The organism is Yersinia sp. FDAARGOS_228 (assembly GCF_002073315.2).
Taxonomy (GTDB): Bacteria; Pseudomonadota; Gammaproteobacteria; order Enterobacterales; family Enterobacteriaceae; genus Yersinia; species Yersinia intermedia.
Map to the genome: position 1 here is coordinate 2,828,048 of NZ_CP020409.2, position 18,390 is coordinate 2,846,437.

Genomic DNA, 18,390 nt, shown 5'->3' on the forward strand with positions numbered 1-18,390 from the left:
AATGTCTGCCGCTATCTATTAGAGAGTATCATCATTCCAAACCTACACTGATTCATTGGCATATGTTATAATTTGTAGTGTTATTATTAGTAGTGTTGAGTAGATTGATTGTGATTTTTATTTGATATTTTCTTGTTCTGAGTTATAGGTGATTTACTTTATGTCTTTATTTTCTTTTTATCATAACTGCCTGAGTGCTTTGACTGGGAAAGTATTTGGTCAACACCGCCAAGGTGAACCAGTGAAGAGAGAGAATGGGAAAAATAAATTATCTAATCTTCAACTGGATGTACTGTTGAATGCTGAAAAACAGGTCGCGATCATTACTACCGACTTAGATAATCGCATCACCATATTTAATGTGGGTGCGGAACGAATGTTTGGCTATTCTAAAGATGAAGTCTTAGGATGTCCTATTTCAGATATACTGCACATTCCAGAGTATGGTGAGGCACAAGCTGAACTGGATTATTTATTGCTTAACCGGCGTGATGCCAGCGAGTGGTGTTATCGGCGCAAAAATGGAAAACGTTTCTGGGGAGCACTTAGTGTCCATGAGATAACCGCTGATAATAACCAGACTGTTGGTTATATTAGTGTGATTGCTGATGTCTCGGAAAGAAAATCCCTGCTTATGGAGCTGGAAGAAAGTAAGCAAATGATGGATCGTTTAACTAAGAATTTGCCGGCAATGATTTATGCTTATTATTTAGATGCCGATGGCGAATCTTATTTTAAATATTGTAGCGAGGGTGTCAGAAAAATATTTGATCTGTCACCAGCTGATGTTTTGTGTGTACCCAGAGAGAGAAATCCACTATTTAGCCGCGTGCATGTTGATGATATGGCGGTGCTAAGACAGGCGGTAGTTATCTCTCAACAGAACCTGTCTGTCTGGCGCTGCAATTTTCGCGTTGTACTACCAGGCAAAGGCACACATTGGCTCCATGGTGAGTCTTTCCCAACGCTTCAGGATGATGGGTCTGTTATTTGGTATGGCTCGTTTTTTGATATTACTGAACTCAAGCAGTCTGAATCGATTCTCAAAGCGTTGTCACAAACCGATGTATTGACTGGGGTGGCTAATCGTCGCCACTTTGATGATATCTATCAGCATATTTGGCAAAAAAACCGGACCGAAGGTGGCGCTTTGTCTGTATTGATGATTGATTTTGATAATTTCAAGAGTTTTAACGACCTTTATGGCCATGCTATGGGGGATGTGTGCTTGAAATCCATTGTCGAAACTTTGTCAAAATCTATTCGTGGTGGTTCAGATATTTTGGCTCGCTATGGTGGCGAGGAATTTATTGTGTTGCTAGCGCCCAGTACTCTGGAGGATGCGAAAGCTGTTGCCGAACGCATGCGTCACTCGATTGAGGAGCTAGATATTCCCCATGGGATGTCGCCAGGAGGGCGAGTGACCATCAGCATCGGTGTGGCTTCGGTATCAGCGCCAGGTGAGTCTATTTCGGCGACAGACGTGTCGGTTGCTGCGGATAAAGCATTATATCGGGCGAAAACTGCGGGTCGAAACCGCGTGGAAGCGGTGGCGCTTAACTGATACGTAAAGAGTGTGTGGGGCAGGGAATCGAGCGATTACTGCCCCACAAAGATTAGATGTTAGCGATAGATACTAATGCCTAGCTGTTGTGATCCTGAGCCTCACGCAGGCGCTCCTGCTCTTCAGCTATAACCGCGTTGATTTCCTCCAGTACACCCTCAACATCAGCCGCTTCGGTACTTTCTGCAAATTCACCGGTCAGTTGCGTTTCTGGATGCAATTTACCGTCTTCATAGAGTGCCCACATCTCTTTGGCATATTTACGATTAAGCAGCTCTGGCGCATATTGACCATAATAGTGTGTCATATTCGCGACATCACGCTCCAGCATGGCTTTAGCATGGTTGTTTGCTGCGGCATTGACGGCTTGCGGTAAATCAATAATCACCGGGCCTTCTTTATCAATTAAGACATTAAACTCCGATAAGTCGCCATGAACTAAACCGGCGCAAAGCATCCGTACCACATATTGGATCATCACGGCATGGTCAATCAGCGCTTGTTCTTTGCTAAATGGCACATCACTCAGTCGAGGGGCAGCAAGACCGTCTGCATCGGTGACCAGCTCCATCAATAAAACACCATCAAGGCATGCATAAGGCTGAGGTACGCGAACACCGGCATTGGCTAACAGGTACAAAGCATCCACCTCGGCAGTTTGCCAGGTTTCCTCTTGTTGCTTACGGCCAAATTTAGATCCCTTGGCCATGGCTCGGGCATCACGGCTGTTACGCACCTTACGCCCTTCCTGATATTGCACTGCCTGTTTGAAACTACGGTTCTCAGCTTCTTTATAGACTTTAGCGCAACGGATATCCTGCCCACAACGGACAACGTATACATCAGCTTCTTTGCCACTTTTCAAACGACGGATGACTTCGTCAACCAAGCCGTCATCAACCAGCGGTTGGATTCGTTTTGGAATTTTCATGGCGTCCTTGTACCCTATTTAAGCCCGCGATGGAATGGCTTTGGCTGAATTTTCCTCCAGTTTACCATTCGTGCCCACCAGTAGGTGGGTTTTTACTGAGTCTCAGGCAGCACTAAACTGGGCATTATGTAATTTTGCATAGGCCCCTTTACGGGCCAGTAATTCATGGTGGTTGCCTTGTTCCACAATGCCTTCTTTATCGACCACAATGATCCGATCGGCATTTTGAATCGTGGCTAAGCGATGAGCAATCACCAATGTCGTTCTGCCTTGTGATAATTCAGTTAACGCGAGCTGGATGGCTTGCTCAGTGGCAGTATCGAGTGCAGAGGTTGCTTCATCCAGAATCAAAATGGGGGGATTTTTCAGGAAGATGCGCGCAATGGACAAGCGCTGTTTCTGCCCACCCGATAATTTCACCCCACGCTCACCGACAACGGTATCCAGCCCATCAGGCAGGCTTTCAATCAACTCATCTAGCCGGGCTTGTTGTGCTGCGGCCATGATTTCATCGTCGCTGGCATCCAGTTTACCGTAAGCAATATTCTCACGAATAGACCCACCAAATAAGAAAACGTCCTGCTGAACAATACCAATATTATTTCGCAATGATTGCTGAGTCATATCACGGATATTAATACCATCAATCGTGATTACCCCTTCATCAAGTTCATAAAAGCGTGGCAGCAACGAGCATAATGTGGTTTTACCCGCCCCCGATGGCCCGACGAATGCCACGGTTTCGCCTGCGCGGATTTGCAGGTTCAAATCGGTAAAAATCTTATTCTGCGCTGAATAACCGAAACTGACATGCTGGTAACAAATATCGCCATGCAAATGGCCGACAGCGTGGGCATTGGATTGGTCAACAATATCTGGTTGTGTATCAATCAGTTGAGTAAATCGTTTGAAACCGGCAATTCCCTTCGGGTAACTTTCCAATACTGACGTTATTTTCGCCACCGGGCGGAAAAATACTTCAACTAATAGCAGAAAACCGACGAAACCGCCGTAACTCAATTGGTCATGTACTACGTACCAGGTACCGACAACCATCACAATTAACTGTACCAGACGAGTACTTAGGTAGCTCATGGTCATACTGGTAGTCATGATGCGGTAAGCCCGCAGTTTGGTAGTACGGTAATTTTCGTTGTCTGCGGCGAACAATTTCTTTTCGTGAGACTCGTTTGCGAAGGCTTTGACGACACGAATGCCACCGATACTTTCTTCAATGCGGGCATTAAAATTACCCACTTGGCCAAACAGTTTGCGCCAAGTCTCGGTCATTTGTGAGCCATAGCGGCTGACCAGATAGGTCATAAAGGGCACGATGACGATGGTGAGCATCGCCAGCGGCAAATGGACCGAGGCCATCAGGATGAATGCGCCGATAAAGGTCATAACGGCAATAAAAAGGTCTTCAGGGCCGTGATGGGCTATTTCTCCAACCTCTTCAAGGTCTTTGGTGACGTGGGTGATAATATGCCCCGTCTTCATATTATCGTAATAGCTGAATGATAATTTTTGCAGATGACTAAAAGCCTGACGGCGCATGTCGGTTTCGATGCCTACACCCAGTGCGTGCCCCCAGTAGTTAACAATCGCCATCAGCGCAGTATTGAGCAGGTAAATCATCAACAGGCCGGTTGCCGCCCAGACGATCAGCACCCAGTCTTGGTTTGGGAGTAACTTATCAATGAACAGCTTTACCGCCATTGGGAAACTCAATTCTAGCAACCCAGCCAAAATAGCACAGCCAAAGTCCAGATAGAAAAGCCCTTTGTACGGGGTGTAATAAGAAAAGAAACGGCGGAGCATTGAGGCATCCTTACAAGTGCAGAGGAAAAAATGATACAAATCGTAGAAAGAGCAGTTCGTTGCATTATAAATGTAAATGGTTCTTAATAGCATTTATTTTGCCACTTATTATCAACAATAAAATTCTTATCTGTGAAAATGTCCATGGCAGCCGGGGTTATATTGAGTATTGTTAGTCATATAATAACGAGGAGTAGTGACGATGAATTTGACCATGACAGATGACCCAACAACAGCAGATATTGCAGAAATCATCGAGGGGTTGAAAGCTTTTAACCGTAAATTCGTTGGTGATAATGCTCGTAAACCATTAGCAGTATTTATCACCGGGGACGGTGGTGAGAAGCTGGGGGGAATAGCGGGTTATACCTTAGGTAATTGTCTGAGTATTGAGTTTCTATGGGTATCGGATGCATTACGTCACTCCGGTGCCGGGAGTACCTTGATGAAAGCAGTCGAGCAGGAAGCGATACAGCGGGGATGTAAGTTCGCTCAAGTCGATACATTCAGCTTCCAGGCTCGTCCGTTCTATGAAAAGCAGGGTTATCAATTGAAAATGACGTTAGAAAATGTATTGGGTGAATATCACCGTTATTATTTGACTAAAAACCTGATTGATTAGTTTGGCTACACTGCAAGCATTCCACTCAAGTTAGCCATGCACAGTTTACATTCTAATGGTATCAAGACCTATGTCTAATAGGTCTGTTTGGTGGTGTCGACATAACGACACTACCACGGCGAGTATATGCATTATTTAATATTTTTTGCCACGTCCACTCACTGGCGTATATTCAGCTTTTAAAGGAGGCTCACATTTTCTCTGAATTACATCTATAGGACTTAGTCTTCTATTAGGTTATTCTGATTTATATTGGATTAGCTAATGTAAATGGAAATGAATATGGCGGCTTCATCAAATAAAAAACTCTCGCTGTGGTCATTAACCTCTCTAGTTGTGGGTTCAATGATCGGTGCCGGTATTTTCTCTTTACCTGCCACATTTGGCCGCGCCACTGGTGGTTTTGGCGCTATCATTGCATGGGTTATTGCCGGTGGTGGAATGTTGACTCTGGCTTTCGTTTTTCAGACGCTGGCACAGCGTAAGCCGGATTTGGATTCCGGTGTTTATATTTATGCTAAAACTGGATTTGGTGATTACGCTGGTTTTGCTTCGGCAATCGGCTTTTGGGCAGGTGCCTGTATTGGTAGTGTCTCTTATTTTGTTTTGATCAAATCAACATTGGGCGCTTTCTTTCCACTCTTTGGTGATGGCAATACATTATCCGCAGTCCTAATTGCGTCATTAATCTTGTGGAGTTTCCATTTCATGGTGTTACGTGGCATCAAAGAAGCCGCAGCGATTAATACTATTGCCACGTTTGCTAAAGTGATTCCAATATTTATTTTTGTTATTGTTCTGGCAGTTGCATTTCATACCGATACTTTTGCATTAAACTTCTGGGGCAGCCAATCGTTGTCAGGTATCGGTGATCTCTCTCATCTGGATGATTATGGTTATACTGGTCATGCCGCATTAGAAATTGGTACTGCATCTGAGACGTTATTCTCCCAAGTGCGCAGTACTATGTTGGTTACCGTATTTGTCTTTGTGGGCATTGAGGGGGCCAGTGTATATTCGCGTTACGCGAAAGAAAGAAAACATGTGGGTATTGCTACTGTTTTAGGCTTTATTGGCGTTCTTTGTTTACTGGTATTAGTAACGATGCTTTCTTATGGCGTACTGCTTCGTCCTGATCTTGCCGCTTTACGTCAACCTTCAATGGCTGGAGTGTTAGAACATATTGTGGGGAGATGGGGGGCTATATTTATTAGCATCGGGTTGATTATCTCCGTCATGGGGGCCTATTTGTCATGGACCCTATTGGCAGCGGAAGCACTCTATTCCGCTGCCAAAAGTAACATCATGCCGCAGATATTTGCAACGGAGAATAAGCGTGGGGTGCCATCGGCAGCGGTTTGGATGTCGAATATTTTCATCCAATTATTCTTAATTGTTACGCTCTTCACTGAGTATGCTTTTCAGTTGGCACTGGAACTCACCAGCTCATTAGTTTTGATCCCCTATTTGCTGGTTGCAGCCTATGGTTTGAAATTGGCCTGGACCCAGGAAACCTATGCAATTGATTCAGCCGAACGGAAGAAAGATTTTATTTTTGCTTTGATAGCAACACTGTATGCCATATTGATGGTTTACGCGGGCGGATTGAAATACATATTACTGTCAGCAGTGATATATGGCCCAGGAACGGTGTTGTTTATCATCGCTAAGCGCGAGCAAAAGAGATCAATATTCGCTCCGATTGAAAAATGTCTTTTTGCTGTAGCCATCATCGCCGCTTTAGCCGCGGTGTATAGCCTCGCTACAGGAATAATTACGGTATAATAGAGTAGGCGATTCAACATTTGGCAGCGGACAAGGGGGCATTGCATTATCGCCGCAAACACTTAATCGGTGTTAATGTGTTTTGTTCATGCCCCTAACTTTACAATGGATGGGCTTGATCTATAACACAGACTACGACAGGATCGTGTTGGAATAGTCGATTGTTAGGCTGATGCCCGATAGAAAGATGTCCACTATAAAACACGATTTTTCTGATACAGAGTTAAGATTGGTGTGCGCCAATCAGTAGGTATCGTTTTGAAAAAACAACAAAATATCACCCCGAATAGTGATTATTCTGCGGGAATTGGCGATGCGCAATTTGCGCTCGTAGTTTTACTTACAACATCATGTTTGCTGATTGCAATAACGCTGATTGCGATCCTATGGTTAATCTGATGATACACCATAGAAATTAGGGGGAATGTATGGATAAGAGCTTGTTTGATGACAATAAAGTCATTGCATTGATTGGTTTACTGTTGGCTGCCCTCATTGTGGTTAGCGTCATGTTTGCGATGACCTATATGGCGGACCGCCAACGTAACGAAGTACAAACAATCGATGTGCAGAATTGCTATAAAAAGAACTGAAAAAGGTCATTCGCCAGATAGCTGCCGTGGGCATTGAGGCGAATAGTGGGCATTGCGGGATGTTATGCCAGTTTTTGGTGAATAGCATGCAAGGGCAACGCGATATTCAGATCAATATTGGTATTTTGCCTGAAATCATACGGGGTGATGCCGTAACGTTTCCTGAACATGTATGTAAAATGCGACTGTGAGCCAAAGCCAAAGTCCAAAGCGATATCAAAAATCGTACTGTCACTGCTTCTTAGTTGATAAACCGCACCCGCTAAGCGCCTTTCCCGAATGTATTTACCCAGCGATATCCCTGTTACTTCTTTAAATATTTTCTGCATATGCCAAAGTGAGTAGCCTGAGTACGCGGCTAACTCTTCAAGGTAGATGACCCGCCCTAGATGGGTTTCGACCCATTTGCTGAGGGCGCAGACTAACGCGAGATGATTTTCTTGTGACATTATTTAGTCTGTTTTTTCTGGATAGGAGTAGAGCAGTATACACAAGTTGAATCGAACAACACAAAACCCCAAATTAGCCTCAATGGGACAAGATAGCGCATAAAGACTTTTCAGACAGTATTTGCAAAAGAGTTTTCTGGTGCCATAGTAAAAGGGTAGTGTCATCTGGAAGGGGTCTATCCCGAGGATAAAGGGCTGAGTTTGGAAAAATAGAAATTAAAAATGATGAGGTGATCGCATGTTAATAACGGTGATTATGACTCTGATAGCGGTTGTGGGCGTAACCGTTTTTCTAAAGATGCCAGTAATGGTCCTGCATAAAGGCAAAGGCGCAGGAGGTGATGAACTGTGAGATTAGGAAGATTGTGATCGATCTACATACAAAGCGTTTCCCCTAGAACCAGGCGATTGATAACTTCATGCCTGGTTTTTTTATCCCAGACGTCATATCGACGTTAGTTTCCTTGCCATTTCGTCTCTGTCATTGTGGCGATAGCAAACGTACCGACTATTGATTTTTCGCATCTTCCACATCGGCTGTAGGTGTTTCATTCGTCGAGGATAATTCCAGTAACGCGAGTTTACAAAAAGCCTGGATAGCAGTGCGGATTAAAGAAATATTTCAGCAAGCGTGATATCCTTTCGCGATATTACTGAGAAGGAATTATGCATGTCTGAAATGTTTACTAATGACCAAGAGCTGGTGTCGGATCTGGTTGCCTGCCAACTGGTGATTAAGCAGATCCTGGATGTGATTGATATCATTGCACCAGTAGAGGTGCGGGATAAAATGTCCCATCAACTTAAAGCGATTGATTTCTCTACACACCCGGCGGGTACGGATCCCGTGACTAAGCGAGCGATTGAGAAAGCCATTGCATTAATTGATATGAAATTTAGCCAAAAATAGCCGTACTTAGTGAAGGTTGCCTGCTCGTAGGGCTGTATTATCGGATCGTTACCTTGCGATCATGGGAAATGCACTGCGGGTTATGGGTAGCAAACCCGCAGGTCAATTATTTATTCAAAAACGTTGTTGCCTATTTTCTTCACTAATGGGCAATTACTGACGCCAATGATCCCATTCTCACCGTTTATAAATTGAGCGGTTACAACTGATCTGGCTGTCAGATATTTACACTGTAAACCAATGCCTGCGGCATTTTTTTCACTGCCAATAAGCACACCATAGCCAGAAAAGAGAAGGCCCAAGTATATGATTGCAGCCACCAGTACCAGTCTGAATAAACTCATGTAGTCACTCCATGTAATTAGTTTTACTTATTTTTTTAGGATAGTTATTTAGTAGTTTAACTTGTAATGATAAGTTAGTTAATAGTAAAAATCCTAAATCATATTGAATTATAAGGCTAAATAGTAAATTCATATGTAAATATTGTTACAAGACCATAGTGAACATCAGTAATTACATTCTGGCTATAAATGGTTGATGTTTAATACAGTATAATTTAAAAAAAACATTGAGTAAGGTGCCTGATTTGAACATTAAAAAACTTGTTACAGCGGTAGGGATCATTGCCGTTTGTTGCTTGTTTTATCTATTGGCCCTTGATAGTTATTGCGATCAGGGGGGGACTTTTTCCACCGGTATCTGTGCTATTACTTCGATTATTCCATGGTAGGGATAACCCATTGTGCTTACAAGTAATAACTCTTAATAACTATTACCATAGATTATCGTTATTAAGTGCGAATTGTTTATTCAGATCCCCTTTGTTGTAGGCAGAGTGATAAGATAGCGCCTTAGCCACGCATGTTATAGGGTTGTCAATGTTAGATACAAGTATGGGAGCACTGGGTGTCATCCCAATTGCTTTATCGCTGTTTACTGTCATTTTCTTCTTGATAGTCTGGTTCTTTTTGAGCCGTGCCAGTGTGCGAGCCAATGAACAAATCCGTTTGTTACACGAAATCGCCGAACAGCAAAAGCGGCAAACTGAATTGCTCAAGGCTTTACTAGAAAACGCAACGGGTGTCAGACATGAGCAAGAGGAGAGTGATATCGTTTCCCCTCTCGACTTTAAAGGTTTTATTCCAGAGAGATAAACACCCCCTCCTGATTCTGATGCTGTCACCTGGCAGTATCAGAGTATCGTCGTACCCAGAATGATAGCTTCTCCTGCTTAGTCGGCATAATCTTTCCACAGATGTGAGTTTGCCCCTTTATTTAGCTCAATATACTGCGCTGATTGTCATAAATTTGTCTTATTTTCGCCGTAATGTAGCCAGAACTTTTCAAGATAACGGTGATTCTGATGATCAAATGGTATGAAGAAAGTGACACTGAAGTGAACCGAAGTATTGCCCTACTGACAGGGGAAGATCCCGATAAGTGGTACCCCTATGGCGGTGTTAAAGGTAAGGACTACTGCAAGAATCCTTCTGATGCCTGGCCTATTATCTATGCGAATAAAATTGGGCTCTATTCCCCTGAAATTAATGATAATGATCAGTGGAATGCTCGGATTATCAATCCGCAAGGTGAGTGGCAAGCCTACAGCCAAAGCCCACTTCGTGCGGCGATGATTTGTTATCTACTCAGCCAAGATATCTGAGTAAACGTTGATGGTTTTTGACAAGCGTGGGTACCCATACGCTGCTGGAGCCAGGGCGTAACCAACGGTAAGCGATTCTCTAACTGATTTCTTGGAGTTGATGATGAAACGTATTATTAAAGGGGATTCAAATTTATCTCACTTGGTCATTGCTCACGCGGCGATTGACCACCATCAAAAATCTTACGGTGAGCGACGTCAAGGTTGGCCTTCAACTTATCTTATCCGCTATAAAAATAATCGCGTGGCGGTTGAAGTCGTCACCCGTCGCCAATCTTATGTTGCTACATTGATGATTGGGGCCAGGAACCTGAGTAAGTTATGTGGTATATCTGCGTTACGGCCTTAAACAGGCAAAGCACCATCGTCCTCCAAATCCTTCTCGTATAAACATCGGCTGATGATCCTGCTTCGATAGTCAGCTCACCACCTTTATTCTTGCTGCAATCAGCTTTAAGTGTTAAAAAACCGCCGCAGATTCATTTACGAAAGCGCTGTTTAACACGCCAGTGTGTAATCGGTGCGGCAGAGGACAGGATGGAACAGCAGTTGCAAGGTTCAACACTAAAACGCGGTTTAAAAAATAGACATATTCAACTGATTGCTCTGGGTGGCGCGATTGGTACCGGATTATTCCTAGGGATAGCACAGACGATTCAGATGGCTGGCCCTTCAGTGATACTCGGTTATGCCATCGGTGGTTTTATCGCTTTTCTCATTATGCGACAACTTGGTGAGATGGTTGTCGAAGAGCCAGTTGCAGGCTCATTCAGTCACTTTGCGTATAAATATTGGGGTGACTTCGCTGGTTTTTTATCCGGCTGGAACTACTGGGCAATGTTTATTCTCGTCGGCATGGCCGAACTGACCGCCGTGGGCATTTATATTCAATATTGGTGGCCAGAAATTCCTACATGGGTTTCTGCTGCCGTATTCTTCGTTTTAATCAATGCTATCAATCTCATTAATGTACGTATGTACGGGGAAACTGAATTCTGGTTTGCAATTATTAAGGTTGTTGCCATTATCGGCATGATTGTATTCGGCGCTTATTTGTTGGCCTCAGGTTCCGGTGGGCCAGAGGCATCGGTTACTAATCTCTGGGCGCAAGGGGGTTTTATGCCTCATGGCCTTAGTGGGTTGGTGATGGCGATGGCCGTGATTATGTTTTCTTTTGGTGGTTTGGAAATGGTTGGTATTACGGCCGCCGAAGCTGAAGATCCGCATCATAGCATTCCGAAAGCGACCAATCAGGTTGTCTATCGCATCCTTATTTTTTATATCGGTTCATTGGCGGTGCTGCTTTCCTTGTACCCGTGGGGCAAAGTGGTTGAAGGTGGTAGCCCCTTTGTGATGATTTTCCACGCACTAGACAGTAATTGGGTGGCAACAATATTGAATGTTGTGGTTCTGACCGCTGCACTATCGGTTTACAACAGCGGTGTCTATTGTAATAGCCGCATGTTATTTGGCCTGGCATCGCAGGGGAATGCACCTAAGGTGTTGACTCGGGTTAATAAGCGCGGCGTGCCTATTCTGTCAATCGCTCTTTCCGCGTTGGCGACTTCCGCTGGTGTTGTTATCAATTATGTTATGCCTGGTAAAGCGTTTGAACTGCTTATGGCACTGGTCGTTTCAACACTGGTCATTAACTGGGTGATGATCTGCTTAGCTCACCTCAAATTCCGGGCTGCGAAGGTGCAAGAAGGCGTCGAACCACGGTTTAAGGCGTTATGGTACCCCTACGGTAATTATCTGTGCCTGGTGTTTCTGTCGTTGATTCTGGTCATCATGTATCTCACTGATGGTATTCAGATCTCCGTGCTGATGATGCCCGTTTGGGTTGCGCTATTGTGGTGCGGTTTTATGCTTACTCGCCGCAAACATATTCGTCATCCACTGAAGGTAAATGATTCAGACGCAGCCTGATTAGCCGCGGTGTTAGCATAAAATAGCCGGGCAGTTAAATGTACCAATAATCAAGCCCGGCTATTATGATCTAAGGTGCAAGTGGCTGTGTTTAAATAATCAGCAATAAACTAAGTGGGCTCTTTACCTGATTTAATAGGTAAGGGCTATTGCTTCTTTTTGGGGCAATTAACCCCAAGTGAGATTAATTCTTAATAATTACCTATAACCACCTTTATTGCATGGTTTAAATAATTTAATAATATAATCAATTAGAATTGCCAGCGCATCCAGGTAAACAGAACATTTCCATTATTATAAGTGCCGGGAATATAGGTAGTTTGTAGTGAAAACTTATTATATTCAATAGAAAAAAGTGGCAGAGGCAATGGTATAGGAATGTAATAATACTCATGCCGCGCGGTAATACTGGCGGTAAAACCCACACCGAAACGCCAGCCGTCCATCTCCCCCGGTATCCACATTTTTTGATAGCCATAACCTATAATCGGCTCAATTCGGTTGTGTGAGTCCATAAAGGCCATCGCATATACTGAGTGCCAGTTGTTATCCTCATCATAACGATACCTACCATAGCCGATACCCCATGGCCGCTCATTGTATGACTCTATCTTGTCGTCGTCATAGGTCCAGCGGTTGTGCCAGGTATTCAGCGGGATATACAGCTCCTGGTTCGGAGAGTCCCAGGTGAGCAAGATGTTGCTCGTCAGGCGCTGCCATACGTTGCCATCATCTCCTTGCTGTTCACGCTGCTCTATCGATATCCGTGCTGGCAGAGAATGTTCGTCTGCTAATACAGCCGTGACCTGACCCCACCATAAGCTGCTGAGAATACAGGTGTTGATAATATAATTACAATTCATACCAGGGACCTCTGATGCTGATAAGGCGAAATAAGATTTCTGTGCATCAGGTAATCTTTGTGCTTATCACAATAAGTGCGGTTAATAGATTATTTATAATGGTGTTGAGCTTATAATCTCAAACCTAAACAGTGTTGTAACGAGAAGGTAATATAGAGTTTTCAACTGGCGCTGCGAGTGTTGTTAAATGTTGTCTCAGAAAAATAAAGAATATATTAAGGGGTGTTTAGAATACTAAATATGGGTGGGTAAGGCCCCATTTCATCACGGGTAATTCGCTAACAATGCGTAGTTTTCGCTATACTTATGCGTTCAAATAGAATGCTATCGCACCTTGGTAGTGCAGCAAGGCTAATTGTCAGAAGATATTGCACCTATATGGCACAATGTCTTATTTGATAGAAATAATTCCCCCCCATGCATAGACGCAATATTTTTGTTGGTATTTTTCTATAGCATGATCCCCTTTTTACTGCTGGCGTTAGGTTGTGCATTGTTGCTTCACACAAGGTAATAAATCGAATATTTTTGATTTTTTTAGTGAAAGTAAGGTTCAGAGTATAACCTGAGGTTAAGTAAGGGGTTAGCTTGCCGGTTTGACTGCGAGAGAGCCAGCCAATAACAAGAACGAGCAGCCGGAACTGGAACGCGATATATTCAATTATTATATATTTAATGCTAATAAATTTTATACTATTGTATTTATCACCTCGCTGCTGAGGATAGAAAATGGGGGGGTGTCTGCGTAAGCAGTATTATAAAAAGTGTTAGCTGAAATGTTAAAAACCAGTAAGAAAGCGCGATGGGGCAGTATAAAAAATAGAGCAGAAAATACGATGACCTTCAACAAATTTTAGCATATTTACGCATTCTTTATGAACAACCGTTTCAAATATGTGCGACAGGTTCACCCTTGAATAAAAATGGCTTGCCATCGAATACAGAGTATGTGATAACGCATATGGGTAAAACGAGGTACAGTTCTGTATATGTGTGGCATTTTCAGTAAAGAAGTTCTGAGTAAAGACGTTAGCGTTGAATACCGCTTCTCTGCCGATCCTTATCTTAGTGCCTCAAGCAGTAACGACTCTAGTTTGTCTATGTAAACGCCTACGGGCGAGTTAAACAATCCAAAGGAAATACTCAAGATGGCAAAGATCAAAGGTCAAGTTAAGTGGTTCAACGAGTCTAAAGGTTTCGGTTTCATCACTCCAGCTGACGGCAGCAAAGATGTGTTCGTACACTTCTCTGCAATCCAGGGTAATGGCTTCAAAACCCTGGCTGAAGGCCAGAACGTAGAGTTCGAAATCCAAGACGGTCAGAAAGGTCCGTCTGCAGTAAACGTTACTGCAATCTAATCAGCTCTTTTGCTGTAAAAACCCGCCTTTGTGCGGGTTTTTTCGTATTAAGTGTGTGTGAAGGCGCTAATCTATCCGTTAAGGCAAAATAACTAAGCCGGAATACTGATTGCGTCCTTTAATTCCTGGATGGCTTGGGTTAAGCGTTTGCTGCTGGCTGGTTCGGCGGAAACTGGTATATTTAAAACGGTTTTTATCGTTTTTTTCGTCATGTTGAATAGTGGTACAGATAGTACAACTGCCAACGAGGTCTACTTGATGAATTCCTGCCCCACGTAATTGATGTTCAGCAATGGCCGCTAAGTTGAGGTGGCGAAAACGGGGTGAAATGATATTTTTTGCCAGTGGTAATTGGTTAATAAAGCGTTCGGCCAACTCCTCATCCACTTCATAGCAGCAAGATCGTGCGGCTGGCCCTATGGCTGCAACCCAATTTGCCGGGTCATCATCGCGAGCAATCCGTTCAACCATTTTTAAGATAATACCATCTAATAAGCCCCGCCACCCGGCATGGACCACTGCAATGGCTTTCCCTTGCTGTTGGCTAAAAATGATCGGTAAGCAATCAGCCGTCAGAACCGTTAATAAAATACCTGCTTGAGTGGTATAGAGGCCATCGGCTTCCCCGCATTCTTGCCCCGGCGCGTTCACATCAATAATTGTCGTGCCATGAACTTGCTTTTTGTTGGCTTGTGAAACCTGAAATGGCAGCAAGCTGGGAGGAAACAGGGCCGATTTATTGCCAAAGCCATGGCTGATGGTGGTGATTCGGCTAAGTTGTGATGAAAAATCAGTCATAGAATCTACCTAATGAAGAAAAAGAACGCCACTTAGTGTAAGCCGAATTTTAAGTTATTGACCAGTCACCTTTTCTTTTAAGCCGCCGTTAGTGAATTGTTGCAAAATAACGCATCTTGTATCACTGTTTTGGCACCTGTTAGTGCAAGGGATAGGGTTTAATGGCAGCCATGATGCAAGTTATCCTTCAGGGTTGAACTTAATGATTCCTAAACCAAAAAATGACAGTAACAACTTTATTCGTTGGCGTTTTGGTTTGTTGTGCAGTTGCATTTTAATGTCACTTTTGGGTCTGCTAGCACGGGTTGCCTGGCTGCAAGTTATTGAACCGGATCCGTTGGTAAAAGAAGAAGATATGCGCTCAGTGCGTGTAATGGCAACACCAAACACGCGCGGTATGATTACTGATCGTAACGGGCATCCGTTGGCGGTCAGTGTCCCGGTTGAGGCCATTTGGGCCGATGCCAAAATAGTCGTGGAAAAGGGCGGGGTAGGCACTACCGAGCGCTGGCAGGCATTGGCTCAGGAACTCAATATGCCAATGGACCAATTAATTAACCGTATCAATCAAAACCCCAATGCCCGTTTTATCTATCTTGCCCGCCAAGTTGAACCTAATGTGGCTGAATACATTCAACGTTTGAAACTACCGGGTATTGCGACTAAAGCGGAGTCACGGCGTTTTTATCCATCCGGCGATGTGGCGGCGAATCTGATTGGTTTCACTAATATAGATGACCAGGGTATTGAAGGTGTTGAAAAGAGTTTTAATTCGCTATTAAGTGGCACTGCCGGCAGTAGGGTGGTGCGTAAAGATCGCTTTGGCCGGGTGGTTGAGGATATCTCCTCGACGGATAGCCATCCGGGACAAAATGTTGAACTCAGTATTGATGAGCGTTTGCAGGCCGAAACATCCCATGCGCTGACCAATGCTGTTATGTTCAATAAGGCTGATTCCGGTTCTGCGGTGGTCATTGATGTGAATACCGGCGAAATCTTGGCGATGGCTAACTATCCCACTTTTAACCCTAATAACCGTGTAGGTACACCTGAGGAGAATTTCCGTAATCGGGCTATCAGCGATATTTTTGAGCCGGGTTCCACCGTCAAACCGATGGTAGTCATGACCGCATTACAACACCATCTGGTTAGGCCGGACAGTGTATTGGATACCCATCCTTATGTGTTGAGTGGGCATCAAATCAAAGATGTGGGTTTTTATCCCGCATTGTCGTTGACCGGCGTATTGCAGAAATCAAGTGATGTGGGTGTCTCTCGCCTGGCGTTGGCAATGCCAGCCTCGGCATTGATGGAAACTTACACGTTGTTTGGTTTGGGCCAACCGACTCAGTTAGGTCTAACCGGAGAAAGTAGCGGGCTAATGCCGCATCGGCAACGCTGGAGTGATCTTGACCGCGCGACATTCTCCTTCGGTTACGGCCTGATGGTGACCCCGCTGCAACTGGCTCGGGTGTATGCCACCATTGGCAGCTTCGGTATCTATCGGCCATTATCGATTACCAAAGTCGATCCTCCGGTGTTCGGGCCACGGGTACTTCCCGACGTTCTGGTGCGACAAGTCGAACATATGATGGAGAGTGTGGCACTGCCAGGTGGCGGTGGCGTGAAAGCGGCTGTCAGGGGATACCGTGTTGCCGTTAAAACGGGCACAGCCAAGAAGATTGGGCCAAATGGCCAATATATTGATAAGTATGTGGCTTATACTGCCGGTGTCGCGCCTGCCAGCCAACCTCGTTTTGCGCTGGTGGTCGTGATCAATAATCCACAAGGTGGCAAATATTATGGTGGTGCGGTTTCTGCTCCAGTATTTAGCGATATTATGGGGCAAATTTTGCGGACCATGAATGTTGAACCTGACGCTATCCCAACAGGGATTGTCGGTCATAGCTGATATTCGGTTATTTATGGCGCTAAACAGTGACTTGCAACGGCTGGAGTGCTTCTTTAGACTAACGCCGTGTCTGCCCGTGATTCTTGCGGTTACTTGTCTGTCATCTGGAAATAAACCATGTCTTATCAGTGCCCTCTTTGTCATCAGGCTTTGCAGCTTAGCGTGCAGCAATGGCGTTGTAGCAATAATCATCAGTTCGATTGCGCCAAAGAGGGTTATGTCAACTTGATGCCAGTGCAACACAAGGGATCGAAACAGCCCGGAGACAGCACGGAGATGATGCAGGCTCGACGAGCATTTCTTGATGCGGGCTATTATCAACCGTTGCAGCAGCGGGTCTGTGAGCTTCTGGATGCCGCTCTACCACTGGATGCCACTATGCTGCTGGATATCGGTTGTGGTGAGGGTTATTACACGGCCGCCGTGGCTGACCGGCTAAATCGGCAGCGGCAGATGGCTGTTTTCGGCTTAGATGTTGCAAAAGTTGCCGTAAGGTATGGGGCAAAGCGCTACCAACAGGTGAACTTCTGTGTGGCTTCCAGCCACCGCTTGCCTTTTGCCAGTGGCTCGCTTGATGCTGTATTACGTATCTATGCACCGTGCAAAGCGGCAGAATTGTCACGTACTGTGAAACCCGGTGGTATTGTCGTTACTGTTGCTCCTGGCCCACGTCATCTCTACCAGTTAAAAGCGCTGATTTACCCAGAGGTACAACTCCATGGTGATGCACAAGAACATCTGGAGGGGTTTGAGTTACTGAGTTGCGAAAAACTGGCTTATGAAATGAAACTTCCCGGTAAGCAGAGTTTTAATTTACTGCAAATGACGCCTTTTGCCTGGAGAGCATCAATCGAGACTGGGCAAGCGTTGGCTGCACGGCAGGTGTTTATCTGTGAAACTGATTTTGTCATTGCGTTGCACCGCCGCAGAGAAGATCCCGCTGTTGAAATTGCAGCCGTAACCGGTGACCAGTAGGATATGTTGTTAGCGTTGGCCTGACATGTTCGGGCCGTAGGTCTTATATAAATAAGATCCGTTCAAGTTTAATATTTAATAATTATCAATGAGGTAATAATAGTAAATTACCCTAAGGTAAATTTACATTGTTATTTTAATAATAGTACTCCCTGGTGTGGGGCTCTAATTGACTTAAGCTAAATTTTTAGTTTTTTATGTTTTACTGAAGTAA

The 18,390-nt window shown here is 44.4% G+C and carries 20 protein-coding genes; 14 read left to right on the top strand and 6 right to left on the bottom strand.

The genetic code is table 11. The annotated features are described in order from the left end of the window. The first annotated feature begins 160 nt into the window (after positions 1 to 160). Complete coding sequence (locus A6J67_RS12910; protein WP_042569961.1) at positions 161 to 1,564, top strand: sensor domain-containing diguanylate cyclase; 1,404 nt, start codon at positions 161 to 163, stop codon at positions 1,562 to 1,564. Positions 1,565 to 1,643: 79 nt separating this feature from the next. Here A6J67_RS12910 and A6J67_RS12915 read toward each other — a convergent pair whose 3' ends face one another. Together A6J67_RS12915 and A6J67_RS12920 are read right to left on the bottom strand one after the other, a co-directional pair. After that, positions 1,644 to 2,495 carry a PA4780 family RIO1-like protein kinase gene (locus tag A6J67_RS12915; protein ID WP_005183066.1) on the bottom strand — a complete coding sequence of 284 codons (852 nt, stop codon included), beginning with the start codon at positions 2,493 to 2,495 and terminating at the stop codon, positions 1,644 to 1,646. 102 nt (positions 2,496 to 2,597) lie between these two features. After that, positions 2,598 to 4,316, bottom strand: a complete 1,719-nt coding sequence (locus tag A6J67_RS12920; protein ID WP_050297371.1) for an ABC transporter ATP-binding protein — start codon at positions 4,314 to 4,316, stop codon at positions 2,598 to 2,600. 202 nt (positions 4,317 to 4,518) lie between these two features. On the opposite strand from A6J67_RS12920, the gene A6J67_RS12925 reads away from it, so the two are divergent. The 3 genes from A6J67_RS12925 to A6J67_RS12935 all read left to right on the top strand — a co-directional run bounded on the left by A6J67_RS12925 (position 4,519) and on the right by A6J67_RS12935 (position 7,316). Continuing rightward, positions 4,519 to 4,938, top strand: coding sequence for a GNAT family N-acetyltransferase (locus A6J67_RS12925; RefSeq protein ID WP_050297372.1), 420 nt, complete (start codon positions 4,519 to 4,521; stop codon positions 4,936 to 4,938). A 282-nt stretch (positions 4,939 to 5,220) separates the two neighbouring features. Further along, positions 5,221 to 6,723, top strand: coding sequence for a basic amino acid/polyamine antiporter (locus A6J67_RS12930; RefSeq protein ID WP_050297373.1), 1,503 nt, complete (start codon positions 5,221 to 5,223; stop codon positions 6,721 to 6,723). 428 nt (positions 6,724 to 7,151) lie between these two features. After that, on the top strand, positions 7,152 to 7,316 hold the full coding sequence (locus tag A6J67_RS12935; RefSeq protein ID WP_005183055.1) for a hypothetical protein: 165 nt from the start codon (positions 7,152 to 7,154) through the stop codon (positions 7,314 to 7,316). Between the two features lie 62 nt (positions 7,317 to 7,378). Here the strand turns inward: A6J67_RS12935 and A6J67_RS12940 are convergent, their stop codons facing one another. Beyond that, on the bottom strand, positions 7,379 to 7,765 hold the full coding sequence (locus A6J67_RS12940; protein ID WP_032905829.1) for a helix-turn-helix domain-containing protein: 387 nt from the start codon (positions 7,763 to 7,765) through the stop codon (positions 7,379 to 7,381). 670 nt (positions 7,766 to 8,435) lie between these two features. Between A6J67_RS12940 and A6J67_RS12945 the strand changes: the two genes are divergently transcribed. Then, positions 8,436 to 8,675 carry a DUF2766 family protein gene (locus A6J67_RS12945; protein ID WP_050085862.1) on the top strand — a complete coding sequence of 80 codons (240 nt, stop codon included), beginning with the start codon at positions 8,436 to 8,438 and terminating at the stop codon, positions 8,673 to 8,675. A 110-nt stretch (positions 8,676 to 8,785) separates the two neighbouring features. Here A6J67_RS12945 and A6J67_RS12950 read toward each other — a convergent pair whose 3' ends face one another. Continuing rightward, positions 8,786 to 9,019 (bottom strand): YobH family protein, encoded by a 234-nt coding sequence (locus A6J67_RS12950; RefSeq protein ID WP_042569958.1) that lies wholly within the window; start codon positions 9,017 to 9,019, stop codon positions 8,786 to 8,788. A 245-nt stretch (positions 9,020 to 9,264) separates the two neighbouring features. Here A6J67_RS12950 and A6J67_RS12955 point away from each other — a divergent pair, with 245 nt between their 5' ends. The 5 genes from A6J67_RS12955 (at position 9,265) to A6J67_RS12975 (ending at position 12,270) form a co-directional block, all read left to right on the top strand. Then, positions 9,265 to 9,408 (top strand): PhoP/PhoQ regulator MgrB, encoded by a 144-nt coding sequence (locus A6J67_RS12955; protein WP_071843574.1) that lies wholly within the window; start codon positions 9,265 to 9,267, stop codon positions 9,406 to 9,408. 148 nt (positions 9,409 to 9,556) lie between these two features. Next, positions 9,557 to 9,832 carry a YebO family protein gene (locus A6J67_RS12960; protein ID WP_042569957.1) on the top strand — a complete coding sequence of 92 codons (276 nt, stop codon included), beginning with the start codon at positions 9,557 to 9,559 and terminating at the stop codon, positions 9,830 to 9,832. Between the two features lie 209 nt (positions 9,833 to 10,041). Next, positions 10,042 to 10,341, top strand: coding sequence for a phage protein NinX family protein (locus tag A6J67_RS12965; RefSeq protein ID WP_042569956.1), 300 nt, complete (start codon positions 10,042 to 10,044; stop codon positions 10,339 to 10,341). A gap of 100 nt (positions 10,342 to 10,441) precedes the next feature. Next, positions 10,442 to 10,690 (top strand): DUF4060 family protein, encoded by a 249-nt coding sequence (locus A6J67_RS12970; RefSeq protein WP_071843572.1) that lies wholly within the window; start codon positions 10,442 to 10,444, stop codon positions 10,688 to 10,690. A gap of 188 nt (positions 10,691 to 10,878) precedes the next feature. Next, a complete protein-coding gene (locus A6J67_RS12975) occupies positions 10,879 to 12,270 on the top strand; it encodes an amino acid permease (RefSeq protein WP_050297374.1) in 1,392 nt (463 codons plus the stop codon). Positions 12,271 to 12,521: 251 nt separating this feature from the next. Here A6J67_RS12975 and pagP read toward each other — a convergent pair whose 3' ends face one another. Further along, positions 12,522 to 13,133 (bottom strand): lipid IV(A) palmitoyltransferase PagP, encoded by a 612-nt coding sequence (gene pagP, locus A6J67_RS12980; RefSeq protein ID WP_042569953.1) that lies wholly within the window; start codon positions 13,131 to 13,133, stop codon positions 12,522 to 12,524. 989 nt (positions 13,134 to 14,122) lie between these two features. On the opposite strand from pagP, the gene A6J67_RS12985 reads away from it, so the two are divergent. Together A6J67_RS12985 and cspE are read left to right on the top strand one after the other, a co-directional pair. After that, the gene (locus A6J67_RS12985) at positions 14,123 to 14,239 is read left to right on the top strand and encodes a DUF2627 domain-containing protein (RefSeq protein WP_002211058.1); all 117 of its coding nucleotides are present in this window, start codon (positions 14,123 to 14,125) and stop codon (positions 14,237 to 14,239) included. 42 nt (positions 14,240 to 14,281) lie between these two features. Next, positions 14,282 to 14,491: a transcription antiterminator/RNA stability regulator CspE gene (gene cspE, locus A6J67_RS12990; protein WP_002221949.1), complete on the top strand. Its 210-nt coding sequence runs from the start codon at positions 14,282 to 14,284 to the stop codon at positions 14,489 to 14,491. Between the two features lie 78 nt (positions 14,492 to 14,569). Here the strand turns inward: cspE and pgeF are convergent, their stop codons facing one another. Next, the gene (gene pgeF / locus A6J67_RS12995; RefSeq protein WP_042569952.1) at positions 14,570 to 15,289 is read right to left on the bottom strand and encodes a peptidoglycan editing factor PgeF; all 720 of its coding nucleotides are present in this window, start codon (positions 15,287 to 15,289) and stop codon (positions 14,570 to 14,572) included. Between the two features lie 202 nt (positions 15,290 to 15,491). Here pgeF and ftsI point away from each other — a divergent pair, with 202 nt between their 5' ends. Beyond that, positions 15,492 to 17,201: a peptidoglycan glycosyltransferase FtsI gene (gene ftsI, locus A6J67_RS13000; protein ID WP_042569951.1), complete on the top strand. Its 1,710-nt coding sequence runs from the start codon at positions 15,492 to 15,494 to the stop codon at positions 17,199 to 17,201. A 117-nt stretch (positions 17,202 to 17,318) separates the two neighbouring features. After that, positions 17,319 to 18,176: a 23S rRNA (guanine(745)-N(1))-methyltransferase gene (gene rlmA / locus A6J67_RS13005; protein WP_042569950.1), complete on the top strand. Its 858-nt coding sequence runs from the start codon at positions 17,319 to 17,321 to the stop codon at positions 18,174 to 18,176. Positions 18,177 to 18,390 lie beyond the last annotated feature (214 nt).